Annotated in this window: 23 protein-coding genes; 7 read left to right on the top strand and 16 right to left on the bottom strand. The window is 66.3% G+C overall.

Translation table 11 applies throughout. From position 1 onward, the window contains the following. Positions 1-7 precede the first annotated feature (7 nt). Positions 8-1,051 (bottom strand): quinolinate synthase NadA, encoded by a 1,044-nt coding sequence (nadA, locus tag ON44_RS11155; RefSeq protein WP_051181879.1) that lies wholly within the window; start codon positions 1,049-1,051, stop codon positions 8-10. 93 nt (positions 1,052-1,144) lie between these two features. Between nadA and ON44_RS11150 the strand changes: the two genes are divergently transcribed. Then, positions 1,145-1,903, top strand: a complete 759-nt coding sequence (locus ON44_RS11150) for an NUDIX hydrolase (RefSeq protein ID WP_040688753.1) — start codon at positions 1,145-1,147, stop codon at positions 1,901-1,903. A gap of 809 nt (positions 1,904-2,712) precedes the next feature. Here the strand turns inward: ON44_RS11150 and ON44_RS48120 are convergent. The 6 genes from ON44_RS48120 to bioB all read right to left on the bottom strand — a co-directional run bounded on the left by ON44_RS48120 (position 2,713) and on the right by bioB (position 9,815). Beyond that, entirely contained in the window at positions 2,713-2,898 is a 186-nt protein-coding gene (locus ON44_RS48120; RefSeq protein WP_083897792.1) for a hypothetical protein, read from the bottom strand. A 106-nt stretch (positions 2,899-3,004) separates the two neighbouring features. Next, positions 3,005-7,054 carry a WD40 repeat domain-containing protein gene (locus tag ON44_RS11145; protein WP_040688751.1) on the bottom strand — a complete coding sequence of 1,350 codons (4,050 nt, stop codon included), beginning with the start codon at positions 7,052-7,054 and terminating at the stop codon, positions 3,005-3,007. A gap of 140 nt (positions 7,055-7,194) precedes the next feature. Next, the gene (locus ON44_RS11140; RefSeq protein ID WP_040688749.1) at positions 7,195-7,728 is read right to left on the bottom strand and encodes a DUF1353 domain-containing protein; all 534 of its coding nucleotides are present in this window, start codon (positions 7,726-7,728) and stop codon (positions 7,195-7,197) included. Between the two features lie 92 nt (positions 7,729-7,820). After that, the gene (locus ON44_RS11135) at positions 7,821-8,546 is read right to left on the bottom strand and encodes a DUF2567 domain-containing protein (protein WP_245567101.1); all 726 of its coding nucleotides are present in this window, start codon (positions 8,544-8,546) and stop codon (positions 7,821-7,823) included. Between the two features lie 2 nt (positions 8,547-8,548). Further along, a complete protein-coding gene (gene bsaP, locus ON44_RS11130) occupies positions 8,549-8,764 on the bottom strand; it encodes a biotin synthase auxiliary protein BsaP (protein WP_174415049.1) in 216 nt (71 codons plus the stop codon). A 37-nt stretch (positions 8,765-8,801) separates the two neighbouring features. Further along, positions 8,802-9,815 (bottom strand): biotin synthase BioB, encoded by a 1,014-nt coding sequence (bioB, locus tag ON44_RS11125; protein WP_040688747.1) that lies wholly within the window; start codon positions 9,813-9,815, stop codon positions 8,802-8,804. Positions 9,816-9,920: 105 nt separating this feature from the next. Here bioB and ON44_RS11120 point away from each other — a divergent pair, with 105 nt between their 5' ends. Both ON44_RS11120 and ON44_RS11115 read left to right on the top strand, forming a co-directional pair. After that, entirely contained in the window at positions 9,921-10,505 is a 585-nt protein-coding gene (locus ON44_RS11120) for a TetR/AcrR family transcriptional regulator C-terminal domain-containing protein (RefSeq protein WP_040688744.1), read from the top strand. Positions 10,506-10,543: 38 nt separating this feature from the next. Beyond that, on the top strand, positions 10,544-11,197 hold the full coding sequence (locus ON44_RS11115) for a nucleotidyltransferase domain-containing protein (protein WP_040688740.1): 654 nt from the start codon (positions 10,544-10,546) through the stop codon (positions 11,195-11,197). 4 nt (positions 11,198-11,201) lie between these two features. Here ON44_RS11115 and ON44_RS11110 read toward each other — a convergent pair whose 3' ends face one another. Next, positions 11,202-12,620: an MFS transporter gene (locus ON44_RS11110; protein WP_040688850.1), complete on the bottom strand. Its 1,419-nt coding sequence runs from the start codon at positions 12,618-12,620 to the stop codon at positions 11,202-11,204. 156 nt (positions 12,621-12,776) lie between these two features. Between ON44_RS11110 and ON44_RS11105 the strand changes: the two genes are divergently transcribed. Together ON44_RS11105 and ON44_RS11100 are read left to right on the top strand one after the other, a co-directional pair. Beyond that, a complete protein-coding gene (locus ON44_RS11105; RefSeq protein ID WP_040688738.1) occupies positions 12,777-13,751 on the top strand; it encodes a sigma-70 family RNA polymerase sigma factor in 975 nt (324 codons plus the stop codon). After that, positions 13,748-14,296, top strand: a complete 549-nt coding sequence (locus ON44_RS11100) for a maleylpyruvate isomerase family mycothiol-dependent enzyme (RefSeq protein WP_040688737.1) — start codon at positions 13,748-13,750, stop codon at positions 14,294-14,296. Before ON44_RS11105 ends, ON44_RS11100 begins: the two co-directional genes overlap by 4 nt. Positions 14,297-14,523: 227 nt before the next feature. Here the strand turns inward: ON44_RS11100 and ON44_RS11095 are convergent, their stop codons facing one another. The 6 genes from ON44_RS11095 to ON44_RS11070 form a co-directional block, all read right to left on the bottom strand. Then, positions 14,524-15,753 carry an MFS transporter gene (locus tag ON44_RS11095; protein ID WP_051181877.1) on the bottom strand — a complete coding sequence of 410 codons (1,230 nt, stop codon included), beginning with the start codon at positions 15,751-15,753 and terminating at the stop codon, positions 14,524-14,526. Positions 15,754-16,036: 283 nt separating this feature from the next. Continuing rightward, positions 16,037-17,380 (bottom strand): LLM class flavin-dependent oxidoreductase, encoded by a 1,344-nt coding sequence (locus tag ON44_RS11090; RefSeq protein WP_040688733.1) that lies wholly within the window; start codon positions 17,378-17,380, stop codon positions 16,037-16,039. Then, positions 17,377-18,126, bottom strand: a complete 750-nt coding sequence (locus tag ON44_RS11085; RefSeq protein ID WP_174415043.1) for an ABC transporter ATP-binding protein — start codon at positions 18,124-18,126, stop codon at positions 17,377-17,379. Before ON44_RS11085 ends, ON44_RS11090 begins: the two co-directional genes overlap by 4 nt. Further along, positions 18,102-18,968 carry an ABC transporter permease gene (locus ON44_RS11080; protein WP_040688731.1) on the bottom strand — a complete coding sequence of 289 codons (867 nt, stop codon included), beginning with the start codon at positions 18,966-18,968 and terminating at the stop codon, positions 18,102-18,104. Before ON44_RS11080 ends, ON44_RS11085 begins: the two co-directional genes overlap by 25 nt. Positions 18,969-18,970: 2 nt before the next feature. Further along, positions 18,971-20,059, bottom strand: coding sequence for an ABC transporter substrate-binding protein (locus ON44_RS11075; RefSeq protein ID WP_040688728.1), 1,089 nt, complete (start codon positions 20,057-20,059; stop codon positions 18,971-18,973). A 119-nt stretch (positions 20,060-20,178) separates the two neighbouring features. Beyond that, complete coding sequence (locus tag ON44_RS11070; protein ID WP_040688841.1) at positions 20,179-21,345, bottom strand: alpha/beta fold hydrolase; 1,167 nt, start codon at positions 21,343-21,345, stop codon at positions 20,179-20,181. A 220-nt stretch (positions 21,346-21,565) separates the two neighbouring features. On the opposite strand from ON44_RS11070, the gene ON44_RS50090 reads away from it, so the two are divergent. Next, on the top strand, positions 21,566-21,763 hold the full coding sequence (locus ON44_RS50090; RefSeq protein WP_157187103.1) for a hypothetical protein: 198 nt from the start codon (positions 21,566-21,568) through the stop codon (positions 21,761-21,763). On the opposite strand, the gene bioD is transcribed toward ON44_RS50090, so the two are convergent. Both bioD and ON44_RS11060 read right to left on the bottom strand, forming a co-directional pair. Then, positions 21,732-22,409: a dethiobiotin synthase gene (gene bioD, locus ON44_RS11065; protein WP_040688724.1), complete on the bottom strand. Its 678-nt coding sequence runs from the start codon at positions 22,407-22,409 to the stop codon at positions 21,732-21,734. The genes ON44_RS50090 and bioD overlap by 32 nt on opposite strands. Continuing rightward, a complete protein-coding gene (locus ON44_RS11060) occupies positions 22,406-23,554 on the bottom strand; it encodes an 8-amino-7-oxononanoate synthase (RefSeq protein ID WP_040688722.1) in 1,149 nt (382 codons plus the stop codon). The genes bioD and ON44_RS11060 overlap by 4 nt, the downstream gene beginning before the upstream one ends. Before the next feature lie 133 nt (positions 23,555-23,687). Between ON44_RS11060 and ON44_RS11055 the strand changes: the two genes are divergently transcribed. Beyond that, positions 23,688-24,008, top strand: a complete 321-nt coding sequence (locus tag ON44_RS11055) for a hypothetical protein (RefSeq protein ID WP_051181876.1) — start codon at positions 23,688-23,690, stop codon at positions 24,006-24,008. Positions 24,009-24,010 lie beyond the last annotated feature (2 nt).

Genomic DNA, 24,010 nt, shown 5'->3' with positions numbered 1-24,010 from the left:
CAGCCGTTCATTCGCCGCCGCCCGGGTTGCCGATTTCGATCATGCGCTGCACCGAATTGCGAGCCAGCGCGGCGGTTTCCAGGTCGACGTGCACCTCGTCGGTGTTCTCCACGAGCGAGCGGAGCAGCGCCGCCGGGGTGATCATCTTCATGTACTTGCAGGACGCACGGTCGTTCACGGCCTGGAAGTCTATGCCGGGGGCAGCCTTTCGCAGCTGGTGCAGCATGCCGACCTCGGTGGCGACCAGGACCTGGTTCGACTTCGCGGCCTTGGCGGCGTCGATCATCCCGCCGGTCGACAGAATGTGCACCCGCTCGGCCGGGAACGAGCCCTCACCCGCGAGGTACAAAGCCGAAGTGGCGCAACCGCATTCGGGGTGCACGAACAGTTCGGCATCCGGGTGGGTGCGGGCCTGTTCGGTCAGTTCGTCACCGTTGATCCCGGCGTGTACGTGGCATTCGCCCGCCCAGATGTGCATATTCTCACGGCCGGTGACCCGCTTGACGTGCGCGCCGAGGAACTGATCCGGCAGGAACAGCACCTCGCGGTCGGGATCGATGGAGGCAACCACATCGACGGCATTCGAGGAGGTGCAGCAGATATCGGTGAGCGCCTTCACCGCGGCGGTGGTGTTCACATACGAGACGACCACCGCATTCGGGAATTCGGCCTTCCAGGCTCGCAATTCGTCGGCGGTGATGGAATCGGCCAGGGAACAGCCCGCCCGCTGGTCCGGAATGAGCACGGTCTTCTCGGGGCTGAGGATCTTGGCCGTCTCGGCCATGAAGTGCACACCACAGAAGACGATGGTGTCCTCGGGGGCCTCGGCCGCGATGCGGGACAGCGCCAGCGAGTCACCGACGTGGTCGGCCACGTCCTGGATCTCGGGCAACTGGTAGTTGTGCGCGAGAATCGTCGCGTTGCGCTCCCTGGCGAGGCGCTTGACCTCGGCTGCCCACTCCGGTGTGGCCTCGACACCGGTGAATCCGGTCGGACCATCGACTACCTGCCCCATCAGCGGGGGCGCCAACTTCACACCCATGGTCGCCATGGATGGCTCCTCTCCTCGTGCGCTCGGCCCTTGTGCCTTTTCACATGGCAGCCGATTCGCACCAAACCAGGTTTTCGACTTACAATCGAAAACGTGGCCCATAGTAGCACCATCCACGAAACGCTCACCGCGGTGTTCCAGGTTCGGCGCTTCTCCGACGACATCACCGCAGGTAGCAGCCCTGCGCGTATAACAGATGAGTTGATTCGGCCTTGTCCGCCCGGTCAGCGGACCGAACTCGCGGTGCTGCTGTGGGAGCGCGCCCTCGACCCACAGAAGGGCACCTGGTCGCTACCCGGCGGACGGCTGCGCGACGACGAAGACCTCAACGTCTCGGCCCGTCGCCAGCTCGCGGAGAAGGTCGATGTGCGCGAGCTGACGCATCTGGAACAGCTGTCGGTATTCAGCAATCCCGACCGAGTCCCCGCACCACGGCGGATCGCCTCGGCCTATCTGGGGCTGGTGCCGCTGACCGCGGACCCGCAACTACCCTCGGACACCACGTGGCATCCGGTTTCCCAGCTGCCGCGCATGTCGTTCGATCACGGCACGGTCGTCGAACACGCGCGCACCCGGCTCGCCGCGAAGCTCTCCTACACCAATATCGCCTTCGCGCTGGCACCGGAGCGGTTCACCATGTCCACGCTGCGCGAAATTTACTGCGCCGCGCTGGGTTACGAGGTCGACACGACGAATCTGCAGCGAGTTCTCACCCGCCGCAAGGTGATCACGCCGACCGGCGCGACCGCATCCCCCGGCCGGGCGGGTGGACGCCCCGCGGCGGTCTATCGGTTCACCGACTCCGAAATCCGAGTCACCGACGAATTCGCCGCGCTGCGCCCACCCACCTGACCTCCCCACGATCGCCTGCCCCACGATCGCCCCTCAGTTCGGCGACCGCTCCCCGAAGCGGTCGCCGAGCTCGAAATGGACTGTGCCGTGGCCACTGCCGTAGGGGCCACGGCATCCGAGCGTGCCCTCGTCAGCATCGACCAGGGCACTCCCCTTCTACTCGGACAGCCCGCCGGGCACACCTGGGTGCCCGGAGCTCAAAACGCACACCGGCCAGAGGCACGGGAACGCGGACTCGGCCGGTGTCGCTGTCACCTCACCCGGCTGTTCGGCAGCTGCCTGCGCGCCGCCGGAAAACACTCCGGTCGCCAGCAGGGCTCCCGCCACCGCTGATTTCCCATACACCGATTTCCAGGACATTGCTCTCCCCCTCCGAATCGCTGAATCCTCCCGGTGATTCGCGGAGTCGAGACCGAAGTACGGCTCCGCGGTTCGAACGAATCGAACAACTCAGACGGTAGAGAGCGATCGCACCGGGCGATACTCAGCGATGCGCGGAGACGCCGAATATGGCTGGTCACAGTCGGATACGAGTTATCCGGTCCGGAAGCGGTCGGCGTCAGGCAGGCCGGTCGGCTGTCCGGATCGGACGTATAGATGGTGCTGCGAGTCGGTGAAAGCCCTGTGTCAGAACACTTCTCGACTACGCCGAAGAGTCCATCGCGACCGGTTGCTCACCGGATGCGACCATGCTGAGCACACCGTCGGAACTGGAGCCGAGAACAACTCGTCCCCCAACAACAAAGACCCCGCCTTCACATGCCTTAGCACGTGAAAACGGGGTCGACCACGAACTGCGGGAAGCAACCTCAATCCCGCTCCCGCCCCTTATGTTTCACCTTCCGCCGATACCGCCGCCCACTGGGAATCGGCTGCGCGGCACTGGACCGTCGCAGCGCATTCCGCCGCCGCCATGCCACCAGATCAGCCCGCTCCCCGGATGCCTCCGGAACCAGCACCGCCTGCCCATGCCTGGTCAACATATCCTCGCTCATCGCCACCTCCTTCCCATTCGCAGCTCAACGTGCGCGCCAACGGTATCCACCCGACCGCACATGCGGCCACCGATTTTCGGTGAGAACAAAGCCTCCGAAGCCTGAACTATTCGCACGGCGGCCGATACGGGAGCCCTGGCAGATGGTCCTTCCACACCTCGGAACTCAACCTCGGTGTCGTGGCATCGCAGATGCGCGCAATGCTGTGCTGTGGATCCAAATCCCACACCCGGATTCCGCCCGAGCCTGCCCCGACCAGGTACTCACCGCCGGGGTGGAATGCGGCGATCCAGAAGGTCGACGATGCGGCCGCCGTGACAGGGTGCTTGATCGGCTCGGGTTTGCGGGGGTTCGTAAAGTCCCACAGTTGAACCGCATCGAGTCCACCCGATGCCAGCAGGCGGCCGTCGGGGCTGAAGGACATCGAGCCGATCAAGGCGGTGTGACCGATCAGTGGAGCGTCGATCGCGACCGGCTCGCTCGGATTCTGGACGTCCCAGACGCGTATTCGCAGATCATCACCGGAGGTCACCAGAGTGCGTCCGTCCGGCGTGAATGCGAGGGTAATCCCCGACTGGGCCTGACCGGCCGCGACGTGCCCGAGCCGCTTCGGGGCGGCCGGGTTCGCGATATCCCACATGCTGACCGATTCCTGCATGCGCGCCACTGCCAATAGACGACCGTCCGGGCTGAACCGCACATCGAAGGGGTAGTCGTGCGCAGTGGATATCGGCTCACCGACTGCCCTCGGACGTGTCGGATCAGACACGTCCCAGACTCGAATGACATCGTTGGGTGTTGTTCCGGACGACCCGGTGAGCCCGGCCGTCACGAGCAGCCGTGAATCCGGACTGAACCTGACGGCGCTGAGTTGCCCTGTCTCGGCCGGCAATTCAGTGAGCACGCGCATGGCGGTGGGATCGGCAATATCAATCAGCGCACCAAGATACCGCTCACCACCGACCACCAGCAGGCGGCCGTCCGATGTCATCGCCATATTGGTGGCACCCGAGAGCGGCAGCTCGAGCCTGCCGAGACGGCGCGGCGTGTTCGGGTCACTGATCTGCCACACCTCGACCGCGCGGTCGCCCGAACGGACCACCATCCTCGTCCCGCTCGCATCGATGATCGGTTCGTATGCGCGGGTCAGGTTATCGCCTGAACCGATCCGCGGCATCGACCACACCCGAACTGCGCCGTCTTGACCCCCGGTCACCACCGTCTGTCCGTCGGGGGCGAAGCAAATTGTGGTCACCGCCCCTTTGGTGCCCGCCAGCCGTCCTCCTACCGTGGCCGGGTGATCCGGATCGGCGATATTCCATGCGGTGGCCGTTCCGCGATCGGAGACTGCGACCACTGTCCGACCATCCGGGCTGAAGGCGATCGGCGTACCCACCGAGGGAGGGCCGATCTTCAGTGGCTGTCCGATCGCCCGCGGTGTCACCGGGTCACGAACATCCCAAAGATGGATAGCTTCTCGACCCGCGACCGCGACGACCGCTCCGTCTGGACTGATTGCGGCCGACACGGCGTCCGGAGTGAATGCGGACTCGGGACTCGATGCGGCCGACAAGGCATCACTCGTCAGTCTGACGGACACCGCGGTGGAATGCGGATCCGGAATACGCCACAGAAGTGTCTCCCCGTTCAGCCCAACCGTGACCGCGGTCCGCAGATCCGGGCCGATCGTCGCAAAGGTCGGCGGATCCGACGACAGTTTCGGGATCGGTGTGCCGATCGGAGTGGGGTGGGTGGGATCACCTATGTCCCAGAACATGATCGGCAGGTCCTTGCTCGCGGTTACCAATGTCTTGCCATCCGCGCCGAAGACGAGCACGTTGGGATAGCCGCTGGGCAGCGGCGTGCCGATCATGGTGGGATACGCCGGATCGCGCACATCCCACAGTTGCACCGTTTTGTCGCCAGATGCCGAGGCGAGCAGCGAGCCGTCCGGGCTGAACGCCACGGCGTAGACCGAGGCAGTACTCCCGGTCAGTGGTCGACCGACTCCCCTCGGATGGCGACGATCGGAAATGTCCCATAGCCGAATGGTTTTGTCGGAGCCGCCCGAGGCGATGAACCGCCCGTCCGGCCGAACGACCAGCGCGTGGACGAACCCTTCGTGCCCCGGCAACGCACTCGCCAACGCCATGTTCTGCGTATTCAGTAGGCGTACACGCACTTCGGGATCACCGGGTCGCAGCTGGTCGGCCGCTAGCACCAGTTGCGCCGAAAGCGACGGGTCGGTTGTCTCCAGCCGGTCCGATTCGGCGAGGACTGCCGTGAAAATCGCGTTGTCCCGTTGGGTTTTCGCCGTACCGCTCTGCACGAAGGCCACACCGGCCAGCACCAGCGCGATCACCCCGAGCAGCGCCAGGGCCGCCATTCTCGCCGACGATCGCCGCTGCGTTCGTCGCCGCGCCGCCGCCGACGCGGCGAGGAATTCTTCGGCGACCGCGCCGATCGCGCCCTTGTAGGCATGCTCCTGCATGGTGATCAACCGTGCGCCGCGATAGAGCAGGGCGGAGTCGCGGCCGTTGGTAGCCCAATCCGACGCATCCGATTGCAACCGTTGGCGTTCCAGGTAGCCGACGCGGTCCTCATCGATCCAAGTGCGTAGGCGGGGCCAGGCATCAAGGACGATTTCGTGTGTCAAGTAGGCGGATTCAGCATCCAATGTGATCAATCTGGTGCGGGCCAACACTTCCAGGGCGGCCTCGGCGGCCTCGACCGTCTGGTGAATCAGTTCGGCGCGGGTAACTTTGCGGCGAGTGTCGCGGGAGTCGTCGCCGACGGATACCAGGCCGAGGAGGACTTGTTTGCCGATGCTCTGTTGGAAATCGGTCAGTTCGCCCCAGGCCTTTTCGGCGGTCGCGGCGACCGAGCCGATGACTCCGCCCGCTGCGCGATAGCCGTCGATGGTGAGACGGGTGCCGTCGCGACGTTGCCAGACGGCCGCCATCACATGCGATACCAGCGGAAGCGCACCCGGGTCATAGGCGCGTCGGTCGCCACCGAGTCCGCACAGTTCGCTTATGACGAGTTCTTCCAGACCGGATTCCAGTTTGTAGCCGGCCAATTCGGCGGGACGGGTGATGGCTTCGGCGAGTTCGTCCAGGCGCATCGGGCCGAGGAGGTAGCTGCGGTGTTTGAGTGCGTCCTCCAGGACGGGGACGTCGAGGCAGCGGGCGTAGAAGTCGGCGCGGACGGCGATTACGACGGCGGTCGGTTCGCGTTCGCCGCGGATCGCGAGGTGTTCCAAGGTCGAGAGGAAGAGCGCGCGCTCGTTTTCGTTGCGGCACAGAGTGAACAGTTCTTCGAACTGGTCGACGATCAGTAGCCGATGGCGGTCCGCACCCCATTCGGTAAGCGCGGCGGCGACGGATTCCGAAGCGCTGTCGGCATTCTCGGATACTGCGGACCCCGGTCGGCTGTCGACGGGCACAGCCTCGACTGGAGTAATGCCTGGTCGTCCAGCATCCTCCGTCGGTGCGGATGCGTCCGGGCATTCGGAAACTACCCGGACCGCAGCCAACAGCGCCGCAACGGGTGCGGTACCCGGCGTCATGGTCGCGACCGCCCAGTCGTCGACCGGATCGGCGAGCGCCGGAAGTAGACCCGCTGCCAGCAGTGACGATTTGCCCGCCCCGGATGCGCCGACCAGCATGACGATTCCGCCGTCGCCCTCGGGACCCACTGTCGCACGGACCAATTCGGCCAATTCCGCGGTCGGCCGGGAGCGGCCGAAAAACAACTCAGCATCGGCGCGCCGGTAGGAGGTCAACCCGAGGTACGGGCATTCGGTCGCCTCGGACGCCGGATCCCAGGCATTCGATGCCGCCCACAACCGTTGCCATTCCTGCACATCCAGCAATGCGGGCGGCACCGGCTTACTGGACTTGCGCGCCTCGGCTATCAGTGTGAGCAGGACGGGCAGCAAGGATTCGAATCGCGCGGGGACATTGCGCCCGGACTTCCAGTCGCTGATGCGCTGGACCGAGGCGCCGCCCTGCTGTCCGGGCGCGCGTGCCGCCCGCATCCGCGCCTCCGCTGCGGTCGCCACGCGACGCAACGTCGGGTTGCCCGCGGCCGCGAACAGCGCGGCGAATTGTTGTGCGAAAACGGTTCTCGGCGACGGTCGCAGACGCGGTTCCATCTGTCCTCCTGCACTTTCCGATAGCGGGAGCGACACCCCCTGGCGTGCAATGAGATTAAGACGGATCGCGAGCGCGGGCCTCGATCAGCACATGCGAATACGCAGGTTGAACTGTTGAAAGAGAGTTCCGGACCGGACGGTCAGGCGGTCTTCATCTGGGGTTGTGGTGGTGGGGCCGCGGTGCGCTGTCCGACGCGCGCTACAGCCCAGAACACCAACTCCACCAACCAGAACAGCCACAGGAATACCTGCACCGCGACGACCGGGATCGCCAGGAACAGGATCGAGGGGATTGCGACGAGCAGAAAGCGTGCGATATCGCCGAGTGTGGCTCCGCGCAGTCCGCTGCCCAAACGCACTGCGGCCCACATCATCCACCGACGCGGTATCGACACCTTGAACTCGTGCAGGCAGCGGCGGAACAGGCCGTCCGCGTCGGCGGTGCTCACCTCGTGCGAGCTCCGCAAATAGTCGTGCAGGATGGCGGCGCGGGTGTAGGCGCCGTAGCGGGGTACCAGCCAGACCAATGCCCGTGGCACCGACGCGAAGTCGGTGCGGAAGCCCGCTGGGATGACGAATTCCTGTGTGGCACCGTGATAGACGAGCGGCTCGACGACCCGCCAGAATTTCGCGTCGAGTTCTTCGACCACCGGCCCGCTACCAACGAACGCCACGATCCGTTCCTCTCTGAACGCACAGCGTGTCCCACAATTCTAGGCCGTTCTGGTACGTCTGTGCCGCCGCGTGGGCAACGGTTCGGATAACGTCAGCGCGCGCGATCCGAACCGGGCGGTCCGAAGCCGCCATACGGCAAACCGTAGGGCACCGGCCCGCCGTTCGCACCACGATACGAATCGGCATTGTCGACGCTCGCGAATCCGCTTGCCGCAGTGAAGTATGGCCGCGAATCGCCGAGCGGTCCGCTGAAGCCGGTGCCGAGATCCTCTGTCGGACTGAGCGCCGCGAGGAACAGCACGATCAGCGAGGCGAGCAGCGGTTGCACGATCAGCGCCAGCCAACTGCCGACCTCCACCGGCAGCCGCACGATCTGGCCGACCGCGGGGTCGTACGGCATCGGATGCTGCCACTGCATGATCTGCTCGCCGACCTTCGACATCACGTAAGCGCCTGCGCCGGAACCGATCAGCAGCCCCAGTTGCAGCAGTGGTCCGCGCGCGCGACGCCAACGCCATGCGCCGATCGCCGTCAGCACACCGAGGACCGCGCCGATACAGACGAAAATCGCCAGGGCGTCGAACTGGTGCACACTCTCCCCGGTCAGGGCCGCGCCCTTGGCCGGTACCGCACCGGCGCGCGCCTTGACCACCAGATACTGCTCGGTGGGCGCCACAAAGGCCCACACCACACCGCCGAGCACGCTGAGCAGCACCACCCCGACCGCGATCAGCGCGGACGCCCGCAGCTCACGCCGCACGCCCACCATTCGGTCCGATCCGGACGGCGCGGTGACGACCTCACCGTATTCGGCCACCACTAGCGGTGTTCCAGATTCTTCGAATCCAGCACACCGTGCCGCGAGCACTTCGCCCACCAGCCGTCCGGGCTGACCTGCACAATCATGCGCCGGCCGCACTGCTCGCAGAAGCGCGGCGGCTCCAGTCCCAGTGCCGCGGCGGCCGGGACCGGATCGTCGAGCCCCGGCACGATGCGTTTGCCGGTGAACGGGTTGTAGCGCTCGTCCATATCCATGACAGTACTCACGGCGCCAGCCTCTTTCGTGACCGATTCAGAGTGTTTCGTTGAGCGCCTTGATCGGCATCTTCAGCTCACCGAGCAAGTCCAGGTCCGCTTCGGCGGGCCGGCCGAGGGTGGTCAGGTAGTTGCCGACGATCACAGCGTTGATACCGCCGAGGATGCCCTGCTTGGCGCCGAGGTCGCCGAGGGTGATCTCGCGACCGCCCGCGAAGCGCAGGATGGTGCGCGGCAGCGCGAGCCGGAATGCGGCGACGGCACGCAGTGCGTCGGCGGCGGGCAGCACCTCGAGGTCGCCGAACGGGGTGCCCGGACGGGGGTTGAGGAAGTTCAGCGGCACCTCGTCCGGCTCGAGCTCGGCCAGGTTCGCCGCGAATTCCGCACGCTGCTCCAGGGTTTCGCCCATGCCGAGGATGCCGCCGCAGCAGACCTCCATACCGGCCTCGCGCACCATGCGCAGGGTGTCCCAGCGCTCTTCCCAGGTGTGCGTGGTGACGACGTTCGGGAAGTGCGAACGGGAGGTCTCCAGGTTGTGGTTGTAGCGGTGCACGCCCATGGCGGCGAGCTGGTCGACCTGCTCCTGGGTGAGCATGCCGAGCGAACACGCGACCTGGATGTCGACCTCGTTGCGGATGGCCTCGACACCGGCGGCGACCTGCGCCATCAGTCGCTCGTCCGGACCGCGCACGGCGGCGACGATGCAGAACTCGGTGGCGCCGGTCTTGGCGGTCTGCTTGGCGGCTTCGACCAGGCTGGGGATATCGAGCCAGGCGGCGCGCACCGGCGACTGGAACAGGCCCGACTGCGAGCAGAAGTGGCAGTCCTCGGGGCAGCCGCCGGTCTTGAGGCTGATGATGCCCTCGACCTCGACCTCGGGACCGCACCACTTCATGCGCACGTCGTGTGCGAGTGCGAGCAGTTCCTCCAGCCGGTCGTCGCCGAGCCGGAGCACCTCGAGGGTCTGCTCCTGCGTCAGGCCTTCGCCGCGCTCGAGCACCTGCTCGCGGGCGGTCGCCAGAATGTCGGTTTGGACGGGTGCCTGGGTCACTGCACGAATCCCTTCGTCCGGCCGAGGTGGCCGTGCAACTTGAACGGTGTTCAGGCTAGGGTAGCGGTAACAAGTGAGTCAAAGCACCTCGGGGAAGGAAACAGCGTGCAGCTGCACCGCGCGGACGTGGTCGACGGCGCCATCGCCATTCTCGACCAGTACGGTCTCGCCGACCTGACCATGCGCAGGCTCGCCGGATCACTCCAGGTCCAGCCCGGTGCGCTGTACTGGCACTTCCCCAATAAGCAGGCACTGCTCGGCGCGGTCGCCGACCGGATCCTGGCCCCGATGGAGGATCCGATCGAGGCCGAGGACTGGTCGGGCCAGATCACCGAATTGGCGCATCGGTTGCGCGGCTGCCTGCTCGCCTATCGCGACGGCGCCGAATTGGTCTCGGCGACCTATGCCTCCCGACTCACCACGAGCAAGGGCCGGGAACGGCTCGTGGGCGCCGCGATCCGAGGCGGGATGCCGCGGCCGGAAGCGGAACTCGCGGCGTACACACTGCTGTACTACGTGCTCGGACAAACCGTGGACGAACAGTCCAGAATGCAGATGGATTCGGCCGGTGCGCTGACCGAGGACGCCTCACCGCTGAACGAAACCCCGGATGCGACGGCACGTTTCGACTTCGGTCTGCAACTGTTCGTCGGCGGCGTACGTCATCTGCTCGGCACCCGCGTACGCTGAATCCTTCGTCGGCGCATACGCCTGGAAGGAGCGTCCCGATGCCCATCTCCGATCCGGCAGGATCACCCGAGGTGGCCGGACGTGCGGTTTCGGCGGCGGAATGCGAAAGGCTGTGGGCGGCATGGACGCCTGCTGAAGTCGCGGAGCGGTTGTCGGATGTCACGGTTCCGTGGTGCGTGACAGCGGGGTGGGCGCTGGATCTGTTCACCGGCGGCGGGGCTCGGGAACACAGCGACCTCGAAATCGGTGTCCCGCAAGGCAGATTCAGCGAGGTTGTCGCCGCTTTCCCTGAGTTCGAGTGGGACGTTGTCGGTGACGATCGGATCTGGCCGTTTCCGGCCAAGTCGGCGGACTTCCATCAGACTTGGCTTCGCGAACCCGAGACCGGGCGCTATCGGCTCGACGTTTTTCGCGAACCGCACGTCGGTGATCGATGGGCGTGCCGCCGCGACCCATCGATCACCCTGTCCTACGAAGATCTGATTCGCCACACCAGCGAGGGCATCCCGTACGCGACCCCCGAGGTCGCACTCCTGTTCAAGGCAAAGGCACGCCGCGACAAGGACGAAACCGACTTCCGTCGTGCGCTACCCATGATGGACCGATCCCAAAGGTCCCGGCTGTTCGAATGGCTGTCGCGGGTGCACCCCGATCACCCATGGCTGGAAAGCATTTCGCCCCACCAGGATTGACGGGTCAGACGGATACTGTCGCCTCCTCGAGGTCGACTGCCATGCCCGCCCTGCGCCCGGGCAGCGCTAGTGCGACCACCGCGCCCATCAGGGCGAGTGCCGCACCTACCTTGATCGCCGGGCCGAATCCTTCGGTGAATTCATCCACTGAACTGTATCCACCGGTTGCGGCGAAAACCGCTGCCGCGATGGCAATTCCGAAAACCCCGCCCAGCTCGCGCATCATGCTGTTGGCACCGGCCGCCTTGCCGAGCATCGCGTGTTCGACCGCGCCGACCACCGAACTCTGTGCCGACGGCAGCACCATCGACGTGCCGACGCCGGAGACGACGAACGGAACGACGAGGGAGCCGTATGTCATCGCCGGGTCGGCGATGGCGGCGATCCAGAGCATGCCGCCCGCCATCAGGGCCAGCCCGCTCACCATCAGGGGCCGCTCCCCGATCCGGTCGGCCAGCGCACCGGCGACCGGCGCGCAGAAGAACAGCGTGAGGGTCCATGGCAGCAGCCGCAATCCGGCACCGAGTGGACCGAAGTGCAGGACCGCCTGCAGGAACTGCGCGTAGAAGAACACCTCACCGAACAGGGCGGCGAAGGTGAGGAATATGGCGGTATTTCTCGCCGCGAAACCGCGATTCACGAAGAGCCGCATCGGGAACATCGGCTCGCGTGTGCGCGTTTCCCAGACCGCGAAGGCGATCAGCAATGCGATCCCGCCGACCAGCGCGATCAGCACCTCCGAACTCGACCAGCCCGCGATATTGCCCCGCACCAAACCCCACACCACACCGAATGCGCCGCCGGTGACCAGTGCCAATCCTGTGCCGTCCATCGCGGTGTCGGGGCCGAAGCCCTCCGGAACACGGGCCACCACCAGTGGCAGAGCGATCAGCCCGATCGGCACGTTCAGCCAGAAGATCCATTGCCAGGACAACCCCTCCGCGACGGCCCCGCCGACCAGCGGACCACACGCCACGGCGAGACCGGTGATGCCCTGCAACAGCCCCATGGCCATCCCGCGCTTCTCCGGTGGGAACGCCACGCTGACCAGCGCCAATGCCAGGCTCATGATCAATGCCGCGCCGATGCCCTGCACCACGCGGGCGGCGATGAGGGTCGCGACGGTGGTCGATATCGCGCAGGCCGCAGACGCTGCGACGAAGATGCCGAGCCCGACTATGAACATCCGTTTGCGCCCGAAGCGGTCGCCGAGCACCGCCGCGGTCATCAGCAAGACTGCAAAGCTGAGGTTATATCCGTTGACGGTCCATTCGAGCGTCTGCAGCGACGCCCCGAGGTCGTGCCGGATGGTACTGAGTGCGGTGGCGACGACCAGGGTGTCCAGTGCCGCCATCAGCGACGCGACCGCGCCGAGTATCAGCACCCAGCGCTGTGTCACCGCCGAAACGATTGGTGTGCTCACGGTGATCCTTCCTTTGGTTTCGGCGTGCCAGATGGTTCGGGCACGCACAAATACCGACCGACCACCGCCCGAAACTCATCGCACCGATGAGTTCTGGGTGGCACGGCGGTCGATATTTCAGAGGGACACCATTCGGGGCACCCGGAAGGACTGCATATGACCGACAGCGACGAATTCGCCGCCCGTACCGCGCCGTATCGGCGCGAACTGCTCGCCCACTGCTACCGGATGCTGGGTTCGGTCGACGATGCCGAGGATCTGGTGCAGGAAACGCTGCTGCGGGCCTGGCGCGGATATGGCGATTTCGAGGGGCGGGCTTCGATGCGTACCTGGCTGTACCGGATCGCCACCAATGCGTGTCTCAATGCGCTCGAGCAGCGACGCCGCGTGCTGCCCACCGGATTATCCGAGCCCACCGCGGATCCCACGCGCCCGGTGAACTTCGCGCCCGAGATTCCTTGGCTGCAACCGATGCCGGATGTGCTCGTCACCCCCGAGACGTCGGATCCGGCCGCCATAGTCGCGGCGCGCGACGGTATGCGGCTGGCATTGATCGCCGCCTGGCAGCATCTGCCGCCGCGTCAGCGTGCGGTGTTGATACTGCGAGATGTGTTGCACTGGAAGGCCGCCGAGGTCGCCGAGCTGATCGAGGCCAGCGTTGCCGCGGTCAACAGCATGCTGCAGCGCGCACATGCGGCGCTCGCGGAACTGGAGCCGGACACGCCCGTGGCCGAGCCGAACGACCCCGAAATCCGCGCGCTGCTGGACCGCTATGCCGCCGCATTCGAAGCCGCCGATATGGATACGCTCGTTACGCTGTTGCGGTCGGATGCGGTGTGGGAGATGCCGCCGATCGAGGAGTGGTTCCGCGGCAATACCACGATCATCGAGCTCGTTCGGGCGAAGTGTCCGTATAGCGCGGGCGAGGTCCGGATGGTGCCGATCGCCGCGAACGGTCAGCACGGATTCGCGTTCTACCTGCGCGGTCGGGCGCAATCACTGCAGATCCTGACGGTGACCCCGACAGGGGTCGCGCATGTGGTCTCCTATCACGACAGCTCGATGTTCGCGGCGTTCGGACTGCCCACGTCGTTGGCGGCGAATACGTCGCCCGAGCCCGCACTGCCATGAGCGACGACCTGCTCGAGCGGGCGGTCGCGTATCTGCTGTCGGTACTGCCCGGCATCGGTTCCGATCTGTCCGCGCCCACGCCGTGCCGGGGCTGGAATACGCGCATGCTGCTCGCGCATGTGGACGAGTCGATTGCCGCGTTGCGGGAAGGTTTGGCGGGTGGGCAGGTTCGGCTCACGCCGGGTGCACCGCTACCGAATTGTGCGGGGACGCCGCATATTCGAAGTCGAGCCGTGGCCCTGCTCGGTGACTGGGCGAATGAGCACCCCGGGTCGGTGGTCGTCTTCGGGAGGCCGGTGCCCGCCCGGGTGCTCGGGACCGTCGGTGCTCTCGAATTGACGGTCCACGCTTGGGATCTCGTCGCCGCCGATCGCGGCGCCCCGCCGATCCCGGAGCGCCTCGCCCGCGAATTACTGGCGGTGGCACCGGAACTCGTCCCGATCGCAGGCCGATGGCCCCTCTTCGGTCCGCCGATCGAACCGCCGACCACGGCCCCCGGCGACCGGCTCCTCGCCTACCTCGGCCGAACCCCACCAGCGCTCTGAAGTACCCAGCGCCAGCGCACCGATGCAGGCCCTCGCATACACCGCGCAGAAGGTGCGCCCCATACGCGGCACACACCAGGTCTGCACCACCCATGGGCCGAGCGCGACCAGCGTCCTGACCACCAGCCAGCATCCTGACATGACCGCACATACCCAACGAGCACCTCACACAAGGAGCAACCTATGCGCGGCACACACCAGGTCTGCGCCATAAGTGGACCGAGCGCTCAGTCGGTTGGCTGGGTTTCGGGACGGCGTGCGTCTGCGAACAGGGCGGGATAGGCACCGGGGAACCAGCGGTGCATGGCGATTGCGCCTGCGAAAACCGCCGCGGCGATGGCGAGTGCCGAGGCACCGAGAACTGTCGCGGCACTGATCAAGCCGACGGCAATGGGACCGGCGAACATGCCGATGTCATGGGTCAGACGCCAGGCACCGAGGAATTCCGCACGTTGCCCCGGCGGAGCGGCGCCTGCGCCGACCGTCATGATGATGCCATTGCTCACACCATTGGCGAGCCCGAGCAGTACTGCGGCACCGGTGAGTTCGAGCGCCGTCGAGGTGAACGGAAGCGCCGCGAAGCCCACCGCGAACAGCAACATCGACGGCACGCCGGTGGCGCGACTGCCGTAGCGATCGAGCAGGATGCCGCCCGGGTAGGACAGCAGCACGTCCATTGCGCCGGCGATGCCGAATATCAGGCTCGTGGCGGCGGCACTCACGCCGATATGCGCGGCCCACAGCGGGAGCAGTGCGGTGCGGGTCGCCCTGGCACCACCCATCAGCAGTGCCGCCAGACCGAGTGTGCCCAGCACCCTGCGGTTTTCGACGACCACTGAACGCAGGGTGTGATCGGCGGCATCCGTATCGTCGGCGTCGGCCGAACGGATGGCGAGCATCGCCGCGCCCGATGCGACGGTCGTGCCGAACTGCAACCACAGCGCACCGCTCGGCCCCATGGCGTACACCATCGCGGCCCCTACGAACGGTCCGCAGAACGATCCGAGGCGCGAGGCACCGGCCAAGGCCGAGAACGCACGGCCCCGCTCGTCCAGTGGCACAACGGCCACGATGTAGGACTGTCGCGCCAAACCCCATACCGCACTGGCGGTTCCATTGAGCAGCACACCAACCGCCAGCAACCCGGTATGCGGTGCGAAGATCGCGCACAGCACCCCGACCAAACCGAGGGCCGATCCGACGGCGATCGCCCAGCGTTCCCCGATGCGCGCCACGATCCGCCCCGCGGGCAGATCGGCCAGCACCATCCCCAACCCGCTCAGCGCGACGACGATTCCGGCGACACCGGCCGACGCACCCAGATCCAATGCGCGCAACGCGTACATCGGTGCGGCCGCACCGGATCCGATGCCGTAGAGCACCACGGGCACGAACACCGTCCACACCAGCGAACGCAGACGAACGGATTCCCTTGTGGTTCGGACCTGTCCGCTCACGACTTCTATCTCGCAGGCGCTCGGCTCCGTCGTACGCGAGGGGACGCTGTGCTGATGGTTCGCTGGCCGACGCTCACTCACAGCGCCCGCGCCGTGCGAAGTCGGTACCGGCACGGATTGTCCTGCGCCCGACGGTACCGGCCAGGTCGCTCACGCCGAAAGCTCATGCAGCACATGCCCCCACGAACACTCGCCCCCGTCGCAGCCGCCGGATTCCCGCTGGCAGCGTGGTCTTGGCGATGGCGACTATTTCGCCGAGCCCGATACGGCCTGGTACAGGCGCTCACTGCGCGAGCGCCGGTCGCCGGGCGTACCGGCTCTCCGGACGCGGCAGACCGAAGTGGTCGCGCAGTGTGGTTCCGGTGTATTCGGTGCGGAACAGGCCGCGCCGCTGCAGGATCGGGACGACCTGCTCGGCGAAGACCTCCAGACCACCCGGATAGTAGGGCGGCATCACATTGAAACCGTCGGCGGCGCCATTGCGGAACCAGTCCTCGATGGTGTCCGCGACCTGCTCCGGCGTACCGGCGAAGACCCGATGTCCACGGGCACCGGCAAGACGATGCAGCAGCCCGCGCACGGTGGGCCGTTCCCGCTGCACGATTCCGGCGACCACCTGCCGACGGCTGCGCTCGTTATCGGTGACATCGCCCGCGTCGCTGAACAATTCGAGCGGCACGGGTTCATCCAGCGGCAGGTTCCGCAAGCTCTCACCCGCGATGCCCTCCAACTGCTTCAGCCCGTATGCGGGCACTGTGAGCTCGTTGAACTCCCGTTCCAACTGTTTGGCCGCCGCCTCGGTATCGCCGATGAACGGGCTGATACCGGGCAGGATCTTGATCTGCTCGGCGTCACGGCCGAATTCGGCGGCTTTGGCCTTGATATCGGCATAGAACGCCTGCGCGTCTTCGAGCCGCTGGTGCGCGGTGAAGATCGCCTCGGCGTACTGGCCCGCGAACGCGCGGCCGTCATTCGACGCACCGGCCTGTACGAGCACCGGATGTCCCTGTGGGGTGCGCGGCGCGTTGAACGGCCCACGCACGCTGAGATATTCGCCGACGAAGTCGATCGGGTGGATCTTGTCCGGATCGGCGTAGATGCCCGCCTCCCGGTCCAGCAGGATGGCGTCGTCCTCCCAGCTGTCCCACAGCGCGACGACCGCATCGACGAATTCCCGTGCCCGCGCGTATCGCGTCGCATGATCGGGATGTTTGTCGAGCCCGAAATTCGCGGCGGCGAGGTCGGTTCCGGTGGTGACGATATTCCAGCCCGCCCGGCCACGGGAGATGTGGTCGAGCGTGGAGAACAACCTGGCCAGGTTGTAGGGCTCGTAGTAGGTGGTGGACGCGGTGGCGATCAACCCGAGATGGGTGGTGGCCGTGGCGATCGCGGTGAGCAGGGTGATCGGTTCCAGACCCGAGGCCGCATTGTGTTCGACATTGGTGCGCAGTGCGGGCCCGTCGGCGAAGAACACCGCGTCGAGTTTCGCGGCTTCGGCCGTGCGGCCGATCTCCTGGTAGTAGGCGACATCGTAGATCCGGTCGGGTCGGCTCTGCGGATGCCGCCAGGCCGCCTCATGATGTCCGGAGGGATAGATGAACGCATTGAGGCTGAGTTGGCGGGTCATGAGGCTTTCTTCTCATCGTGCAGGGCCGCGACATCGACGCCGAGGCTGGCAAGCAGCAGTTCGCGCAGGCGGTTGAAGTCCGGATCGGTGTGGCGGCGTGGGCGTTCCAGATCGATACGCTGGTCGACGGCGATGCGGCCCTCGTCGAGGACGAGTACGCGGTCGGCGAGCAGCACCGCTTCATCGACATCGTGGGTCACCAGCAAGACGGCCGGCTTGTGCCTGGCGCACAGATCCTGCAGCAGCACATGCATTTTGATGCGGGTGAGCGCATCCAGCGCACCGAAAGGCTCATCGGCCAGCAGCAACTCCGGTTCCCTGACCAGGGACCGCGCCAAGGCGACGCGCTGTTGTTCACCGCCGGAAAGCTCCTTGGGCCAGGCCTTTTCCCGCCCGGCGAGGCCGACTTCCGCCAGCGCCGTGCGACCGCGCTCGGCGGCATCGGCACTCTTCAAACCGAGAGTCACATTGTCCAGTACCCGATTCCACGGCAGCAGCCGCGAGTCCTGGAACACCACCGCGCGTTCCGTCGGCACTCGCAACTCACCCGAGCCGAGCACATCGCGATCCAGCTCGGCCAGCGCGCGCAACAAGGTGCTCTTACCCGAACCGCTGCGCCCGAGCAGTGCGACGAATTCGCCGCGCGCGATATCGAGATCGATACCGTGCAACACCACGCGATCGCCGAAACCCCTGCGCAGCCCGCGGGTTCGGACCACATTCAGTCCGCGATCGTCTGTCGCCATGACAGCGCCCTCCGTTCCGTCGCGCGCACGGCGAGATCGCCGAACAGTCCGAGCAGGCCGTAGATCACCAGGCCGACCACGATGACGTCGATCTGGCCGTAGGTACGCGCCTGCGTCATCAGATAGCCGATGCCGCTGGTGGCATTCACCTGTTCGACCACGACCAGGGCCAGCCAGGAAATCGTGACCGCCAGCCGCAGGCCCGTGAAGAATCCGGGCAGCGAACCGGGCAACGCGATCCGGCGGATGAATCCCCAGCGCGAAAGACCCACCGTCGCAGCCAACTCCACATACCGGCTGTCGACGCCACGCAATTGCGCGTGGGTATTTATATAGATCGGAATCGCCACGCTGGTCGTGATGACGATGAGCTTCATGTCCTCACCGATGCCGAACCACACGATGAACAGCGGAATCAGCGCCAGCGTCGGAATCGAGCGTTTGATCTGAATCGGCCCGTCCAGCAGGGCTTCACCGACACGGCTCAATCCGGCGATCAATGCGAGCACCACACCGATCACCACGCCGAGCCCGAGGCCCCAGGCCGCGCGCTTCAGCGAGGTCAGCAGATTCGATTGCAGTCTGCCGTCGGCGAGCAGATCGCGTGCGGTCTCGGCGACCGTCCACGGCGCGGGCAGTGTCTGCTCATCCAGTGCGCCCGAAGCGGATCCGATCACCCACGCCGCGATCAGCAATACGGGCCCGATGGCGATGCCGAACGGAATCGGGCGGCCCGGTCCGAGCCGGGGCCGAGTCGGCTTGCGGCGGGCCAATACCGGCTCCGCGACGGTGCGTGAACTTCGTCCGATCCGGCCGAGTACACCGGCATCCAAGGTAGCCATTACTATTTCGCCTTCGGTTCGAACGCGGCGCCGCTCTCGGTGACCGCCTGGGTGATGACGGCGTCGAAGCGCAGATCGAAACCGTCTGCGGCGCGCACCTTCTTGGGCAGTTCGCCCGCGTTGTCGATCGCGTCGATGGTGCCCTGCTGGCGATCGATGAGGTGCTGATCCAGATGCGGGAAGGTGTAGGTGCCGAACGAGTCGACGATGCGTTTGGCATCGTCGGCGCTGACCTTCTGGTTCTCGACGTAGTACTTGCGCGCCCACTCCTCCTGGTGGGTATTGACCCACTGGTAGGCGCGAATATAGGCGGCGACCACCGCCCGAGTCGCCGCCGCCTTGGCCGGATCGGTCACCGCGGCGCGGCGCGCGTACAGGTAGCCGACACCGCCGTAGATACCGGTGGTCTCCGAGTCCGGGATCAGCGAGGCGCCCGGGGTACGCAACAGCCGGGTGACGTTCGGTTCGGCCAGCGGCGCGATATCGACCTGGCCGGTGCGCACCGCGTCCAGGAACTCCGCGAGCTGCAGCCGAACCAGTTGCACATCAGTGGGTTTCAGCCCGGCCTTGGCGAGCGCCCGCAGCACCGCGGCCTGTTGGGCGGTGCCCTCCGCGTAGGCGATCTTCTTGCCCTTGAGATCGGCGAGCGTGGTGGCCGTCTTGCCCGGCGCCACCGCAAGTTTCAGTGCGTTGGGATTGGATTGGTAAGCCGCGACGATCGGCACGTCCTGCCCGGCGACCTGCGCATGGATCGGCGGGACATCGCCGACGGTCGCAACATCGGCGGCACCGGCCCGGAATGCCTCCAGGATGGCCGGTCCACCGATGAAATTGGCGAACTCCACCTTGAACGGCAGCTTGTCGAGTTCGCCGGAGAACTGGAGTACCGACTTGAACCGCTCCTGTTGATCGGCGAGCACGAGCTTTGTGCCCGCGGGGATTTCGGTAGGCAGCGGTGCGTCGGTTTTACCGACCGGCTTATCGTCGCTCGCGCAGCCGGTCAACCCCAGGCTCGCAACGGTCGCCGCAGCGAGCAACGCGGCAATAGTGCGGCCGTGCAGGCCGGTCAGGAACGTACGTGGTCGGAACATGCGGTGATTGAATCAAGCTGAAACCGGCACGCATACGGTTTGCCTTAGCCTGATTCCAACGCAGCGCCCGATTCCAACTGTGTTCACCCACACCGCCGGCTCCGCTGGCTGCCATCCCCTCAGCGCGGCGCCGCCGCGGAGATCGTCGCGCGCATCTGCTCCTGATATCGCTGGATGAACGGCAGGATCTGCTGGTCGATAATCCGGTTGTACTCCTCGGGGCGCTGCATCGGATTGGCGTGCCCGGTATTTCGCGGCATGACGACCAGCAGCGAGCCGTCGACGCCACCGGCCCGCTCGATGAGCACCTGGTGGGAGTACTCGACATCCACCACCCGGTCGTCATCCGGATTGCGCGGGCGGATGAAGACGATGGCCGGGCGCGGTTTGCCGTCGGCGGGCCGGGACAGCGCGCGCAGATCGTTGATCGCACCGCCCGCCACGATCGCCAGGAACTGCGTCTCGATCAGGCCGTTGCTGGCCGCGTCTTTGGAGAAGACCTTCTCGCGCAGCACTTCTTCGACGACATCGCGCAATGGTTCGAGCCGGACTCCGCGCAACCCAGTAGCCCCGCGATCGACGAATCGATCACGGCGCGCATAGGTTTCGACCGCCAGCCGCAGCGTTCGGCTTTCCCGCGCCCCCGGTAGCCAGCCCATCCAGCGCACCATATCCTCGCCCGCACCGCGACTCTCCGGACGCACCGCATTCAAATCCACCGGGGTGCAGTCGAGAATCACTCCCACTAGGCGCAGGTCGCTGTCGAGGTGGATATGCCGCGCGACCTCGAGCGCGATGACCCCGCCCATACTGTGTCCGACCAGCACAACGTTCTTCAGCCCCGACATCTGGGCGGCGCGGATGATCAGATCCGCGATCACCTTGGTGTCTATACCTTGATTGTCGTATTTGATGGCCCAGACCACGCCCATATCGCTGAGGGCGGGCAGCGCGGCCGCGGTATTGCTGGCATTGAGTCCACCGAGACCGACCATATCGACGACGACTGTGTCCCAGTCGCGATCGTGCGCGGGGGTGGCGATCGGCAGGACGGCGGGTTCGGTGCGCGCGAGCCGATCGCGTTCCGGGGTGACGTCGTGCACCCAGTACTGGGCGAACACGATGAGCCCAGCGAGCAATACCAAGGCGACCCGCAGCAGCGCCAACCTGGTACGGCGCAACGTCTGCCACCCGTGCCCGAGACGAGTCTCCCGAAGCCGGGCCCTCCGTCGCGCGTCGTCCCAGTCCGAGACGGTGGACGGGTGCCGATCGTCCAACGGCGACATCTTCTCCACTGTAGGTACGGTTCGCGAGTGCTGCCAGGCGACCCGATGGCGGCGGTGAACCCGACCGAACGGTAGGGCTCGGGCCGTCATCCCCGGCGGGTGCGGGAATCCGGTGCAATTCCGGAACGGTCGCCACTGTGATCGCCCTCGCGGCGAAAGTCGGACCTCCCCCGTCGGGACAACTCTGGAGAGGCCGCGATTTGCCTATGGAGCAGTACCGATGATGCGTGCGCGCACATCCGGCAGTACCCACATACGAATATCGAACCGTCGCTTGGCGATCGTGGTTCCGGTGCTCGGTGTGCTGCTGATCGCGGCGATGATCGTCGCGACCGGTTTCGGTGCGGAGACGCTGCCGATCGCCGGACAGCGGCCGCCGCGGAAACCTAGTGGCCGAGCGCGGACCAACCGGGAGTGAACCAACCAGGTGCAGTGGCGGAGAACCGCTCGCGATCCCACCCACCCGCACCCGCGGGCACCGCACCGACCAACTCGACTCCGGTAACCCTGGGCAGATCAGTGCGATTGCACTCTTCGGCCAGCCCGGGCGTCTCGGGCCAGGAGCCGATCACCACCCCCGCACAGCGGACACCGGCTGACGACAGCGCGCGCGTGGTCAATTCGGTGTGGTTGAGAGTCCCGAGCGCAGCCGCGGCGACTACTAGCACCGGGGCGTCGAGCTTCTGCGCCAGCTCGAGCAGCGTGAATTCGCCGAGGCGGACCAGCAATCCGCCTGCGCCTTCGACCAGGGTCAGGTCCGCATCCGCGAGTGAGTCGATGGCGGCGGCGGTTTCACTCAGCGTCAACAGCGGCTGCCCGCACCGACGCGCGGCGGTATCCGGAGCCAATGGATCGGGATAGCGGGCAATCTCGACCGTTCTCGTGACACCGGTGAGGCGTTCGACTTCGGCGAGATCGCCGGGTTCGCCCGGCGCCACACCGGTTTGGGCCGGTTTGCACACCGCCACCGACCGACCGGCGGCCAGCGCGGCCGCGGCGAGCGCGGCGGTCACCACGGTCTTGCCGACCTCCGTAGACGTACCGGTCACGAACAGCACACTCATGCGGTCACCAATCCACGCGCCTGTGTCAGCACCTCGCCGAGGACCGTTGCGATGGTGTCGAGTTCACCGGAGGTCAGATTCGCCCGTGCGGTGAGCCGCAGCCGCGATGTCCCCTCGGGCACCGTCGGTGGACGGAAGCATCCGACATCGAGTCCACGTGCACGGCATTCCTGCGCGGCGTCATATGCGACCTGCGCCTCACCGAGTACCACCGAGACAACCGCCGAATCCGGTTCCGCCACACCGGCAATGCGCGCGATATCCGCGGCCCGCTGCAACACTCGACCCGCCATCTCGGGCTCTCGACGCAACAACCGCAGCGCCGCCCGCGCCGCACCGACCGCGGCGGGCGCGAGCCCGGTATCGAAAATGAACGTGCGCGCCGCATCGATGAGATGCGCACGCACCCGCTCGGCGGCCAGTACAACACCACCCTGTGCGGCAAGGGCTTTCGACAGGGTCGCGGTCACGACAAGATCCGGTTCCCCGGCCAAGCCGACCTCGTGCACCAGTCCGCGCCCACCCGCGCCGCGCACACCGAGCCCGTGCGCCTCGTCCACGATCAGCACCGCGCCATTCGCCCGGGTGACCCGGTGCAACTCGGCCAGCGGAGCCATATCACCGTCGGCGCTGAACACCGAATCGGTAAGTACCAGTGCCCGTTCCTCACTCCGCTCGGCCAGCAACCGCTCGACCGCCTCGACATCGCAGTGCGCGGCGATCTCCACGCGCGAGCGCGAGAGCCGGCAGGCATCGACCAGTGAAGCGTGGCTGGCCGCATCGGAGACGACCAGCGCGCCCCGCCCGGCGAGCGCTGTCACCACCCCGAGGTTGGCGGCGTAACCGGAGGCGAAGACCAAACCGGTCTCGGCGCCGACGAATTCGGCGAGTTCGGTCTCGAGCTGCTCGTGTTCGGCCGTGGTCCCGGTGACGAGCCGGGATCCGGTCGACCCGGTACCCCAGCGTCGCACGGCCTCGATCGCACCCTCGATGACCTCCGGATGACGTACCAGCCCGAGGTAGTCGTTGGAGGCGAGGTCGATCGATGGCGACTGTGCCGCACGGGGTCGCAGCTCACGGCGCAACCCGACACGTACGCGCTCGGCGGCGCGTTCGTCAAGCCAGCCCAACGGATCGGTAGTCACAGCTCCGCAGCATACTTGAACACCGTTCAAGCCGCATGGGTGGGGTCTGGTGCTGGTACCGTTGGAGCCAATCGTTGAAGGTCGCCACCGATCGACGGTGGCGCGGCATTTCCGCCAGAGGGAGTAGGGCCGAATGCCACGGTGGGCGATAGTCGTCGAAGAGACAACAGGTTCCGGCGATCACAAGCGTTGGTCGCCGCGGGTTCTCGCGGAGGTGGTCGGCACGCGCGAACAGGCCCTGGCCAAGTTGCACTCACTCGTGCCCACCTTCACCCCGCAGCATCCCAGACTTCCGGGTCGCCGCGTCCTGCTGCGCGATGGCGACACCTACCTGCTGATCGCCTCCGGCTGGGCCGACGACTACCACTGCGTCTTCCGGGTCTGGGAGATCGTCTCCGACACCGACCGTCCCGAGAACGCGGGAACCGCGCACGACACCCGAAAACGCGCCTGAAG

The organism is Nocardia vinacea NBRC 16497 (assembly GCF_000308835.1).
Classification (GTDB): domain Bacteria; phylum Actinomycetota; class Actinomycetes; order Mycobacteriales; family Mycobacteriaceae; genus Nocardia; species Nocardia vinacea.
Note: the sequence above shows the minus strand (reverse complement) of the source record. Positions and strands in the feature narration are given on the sequence as shown.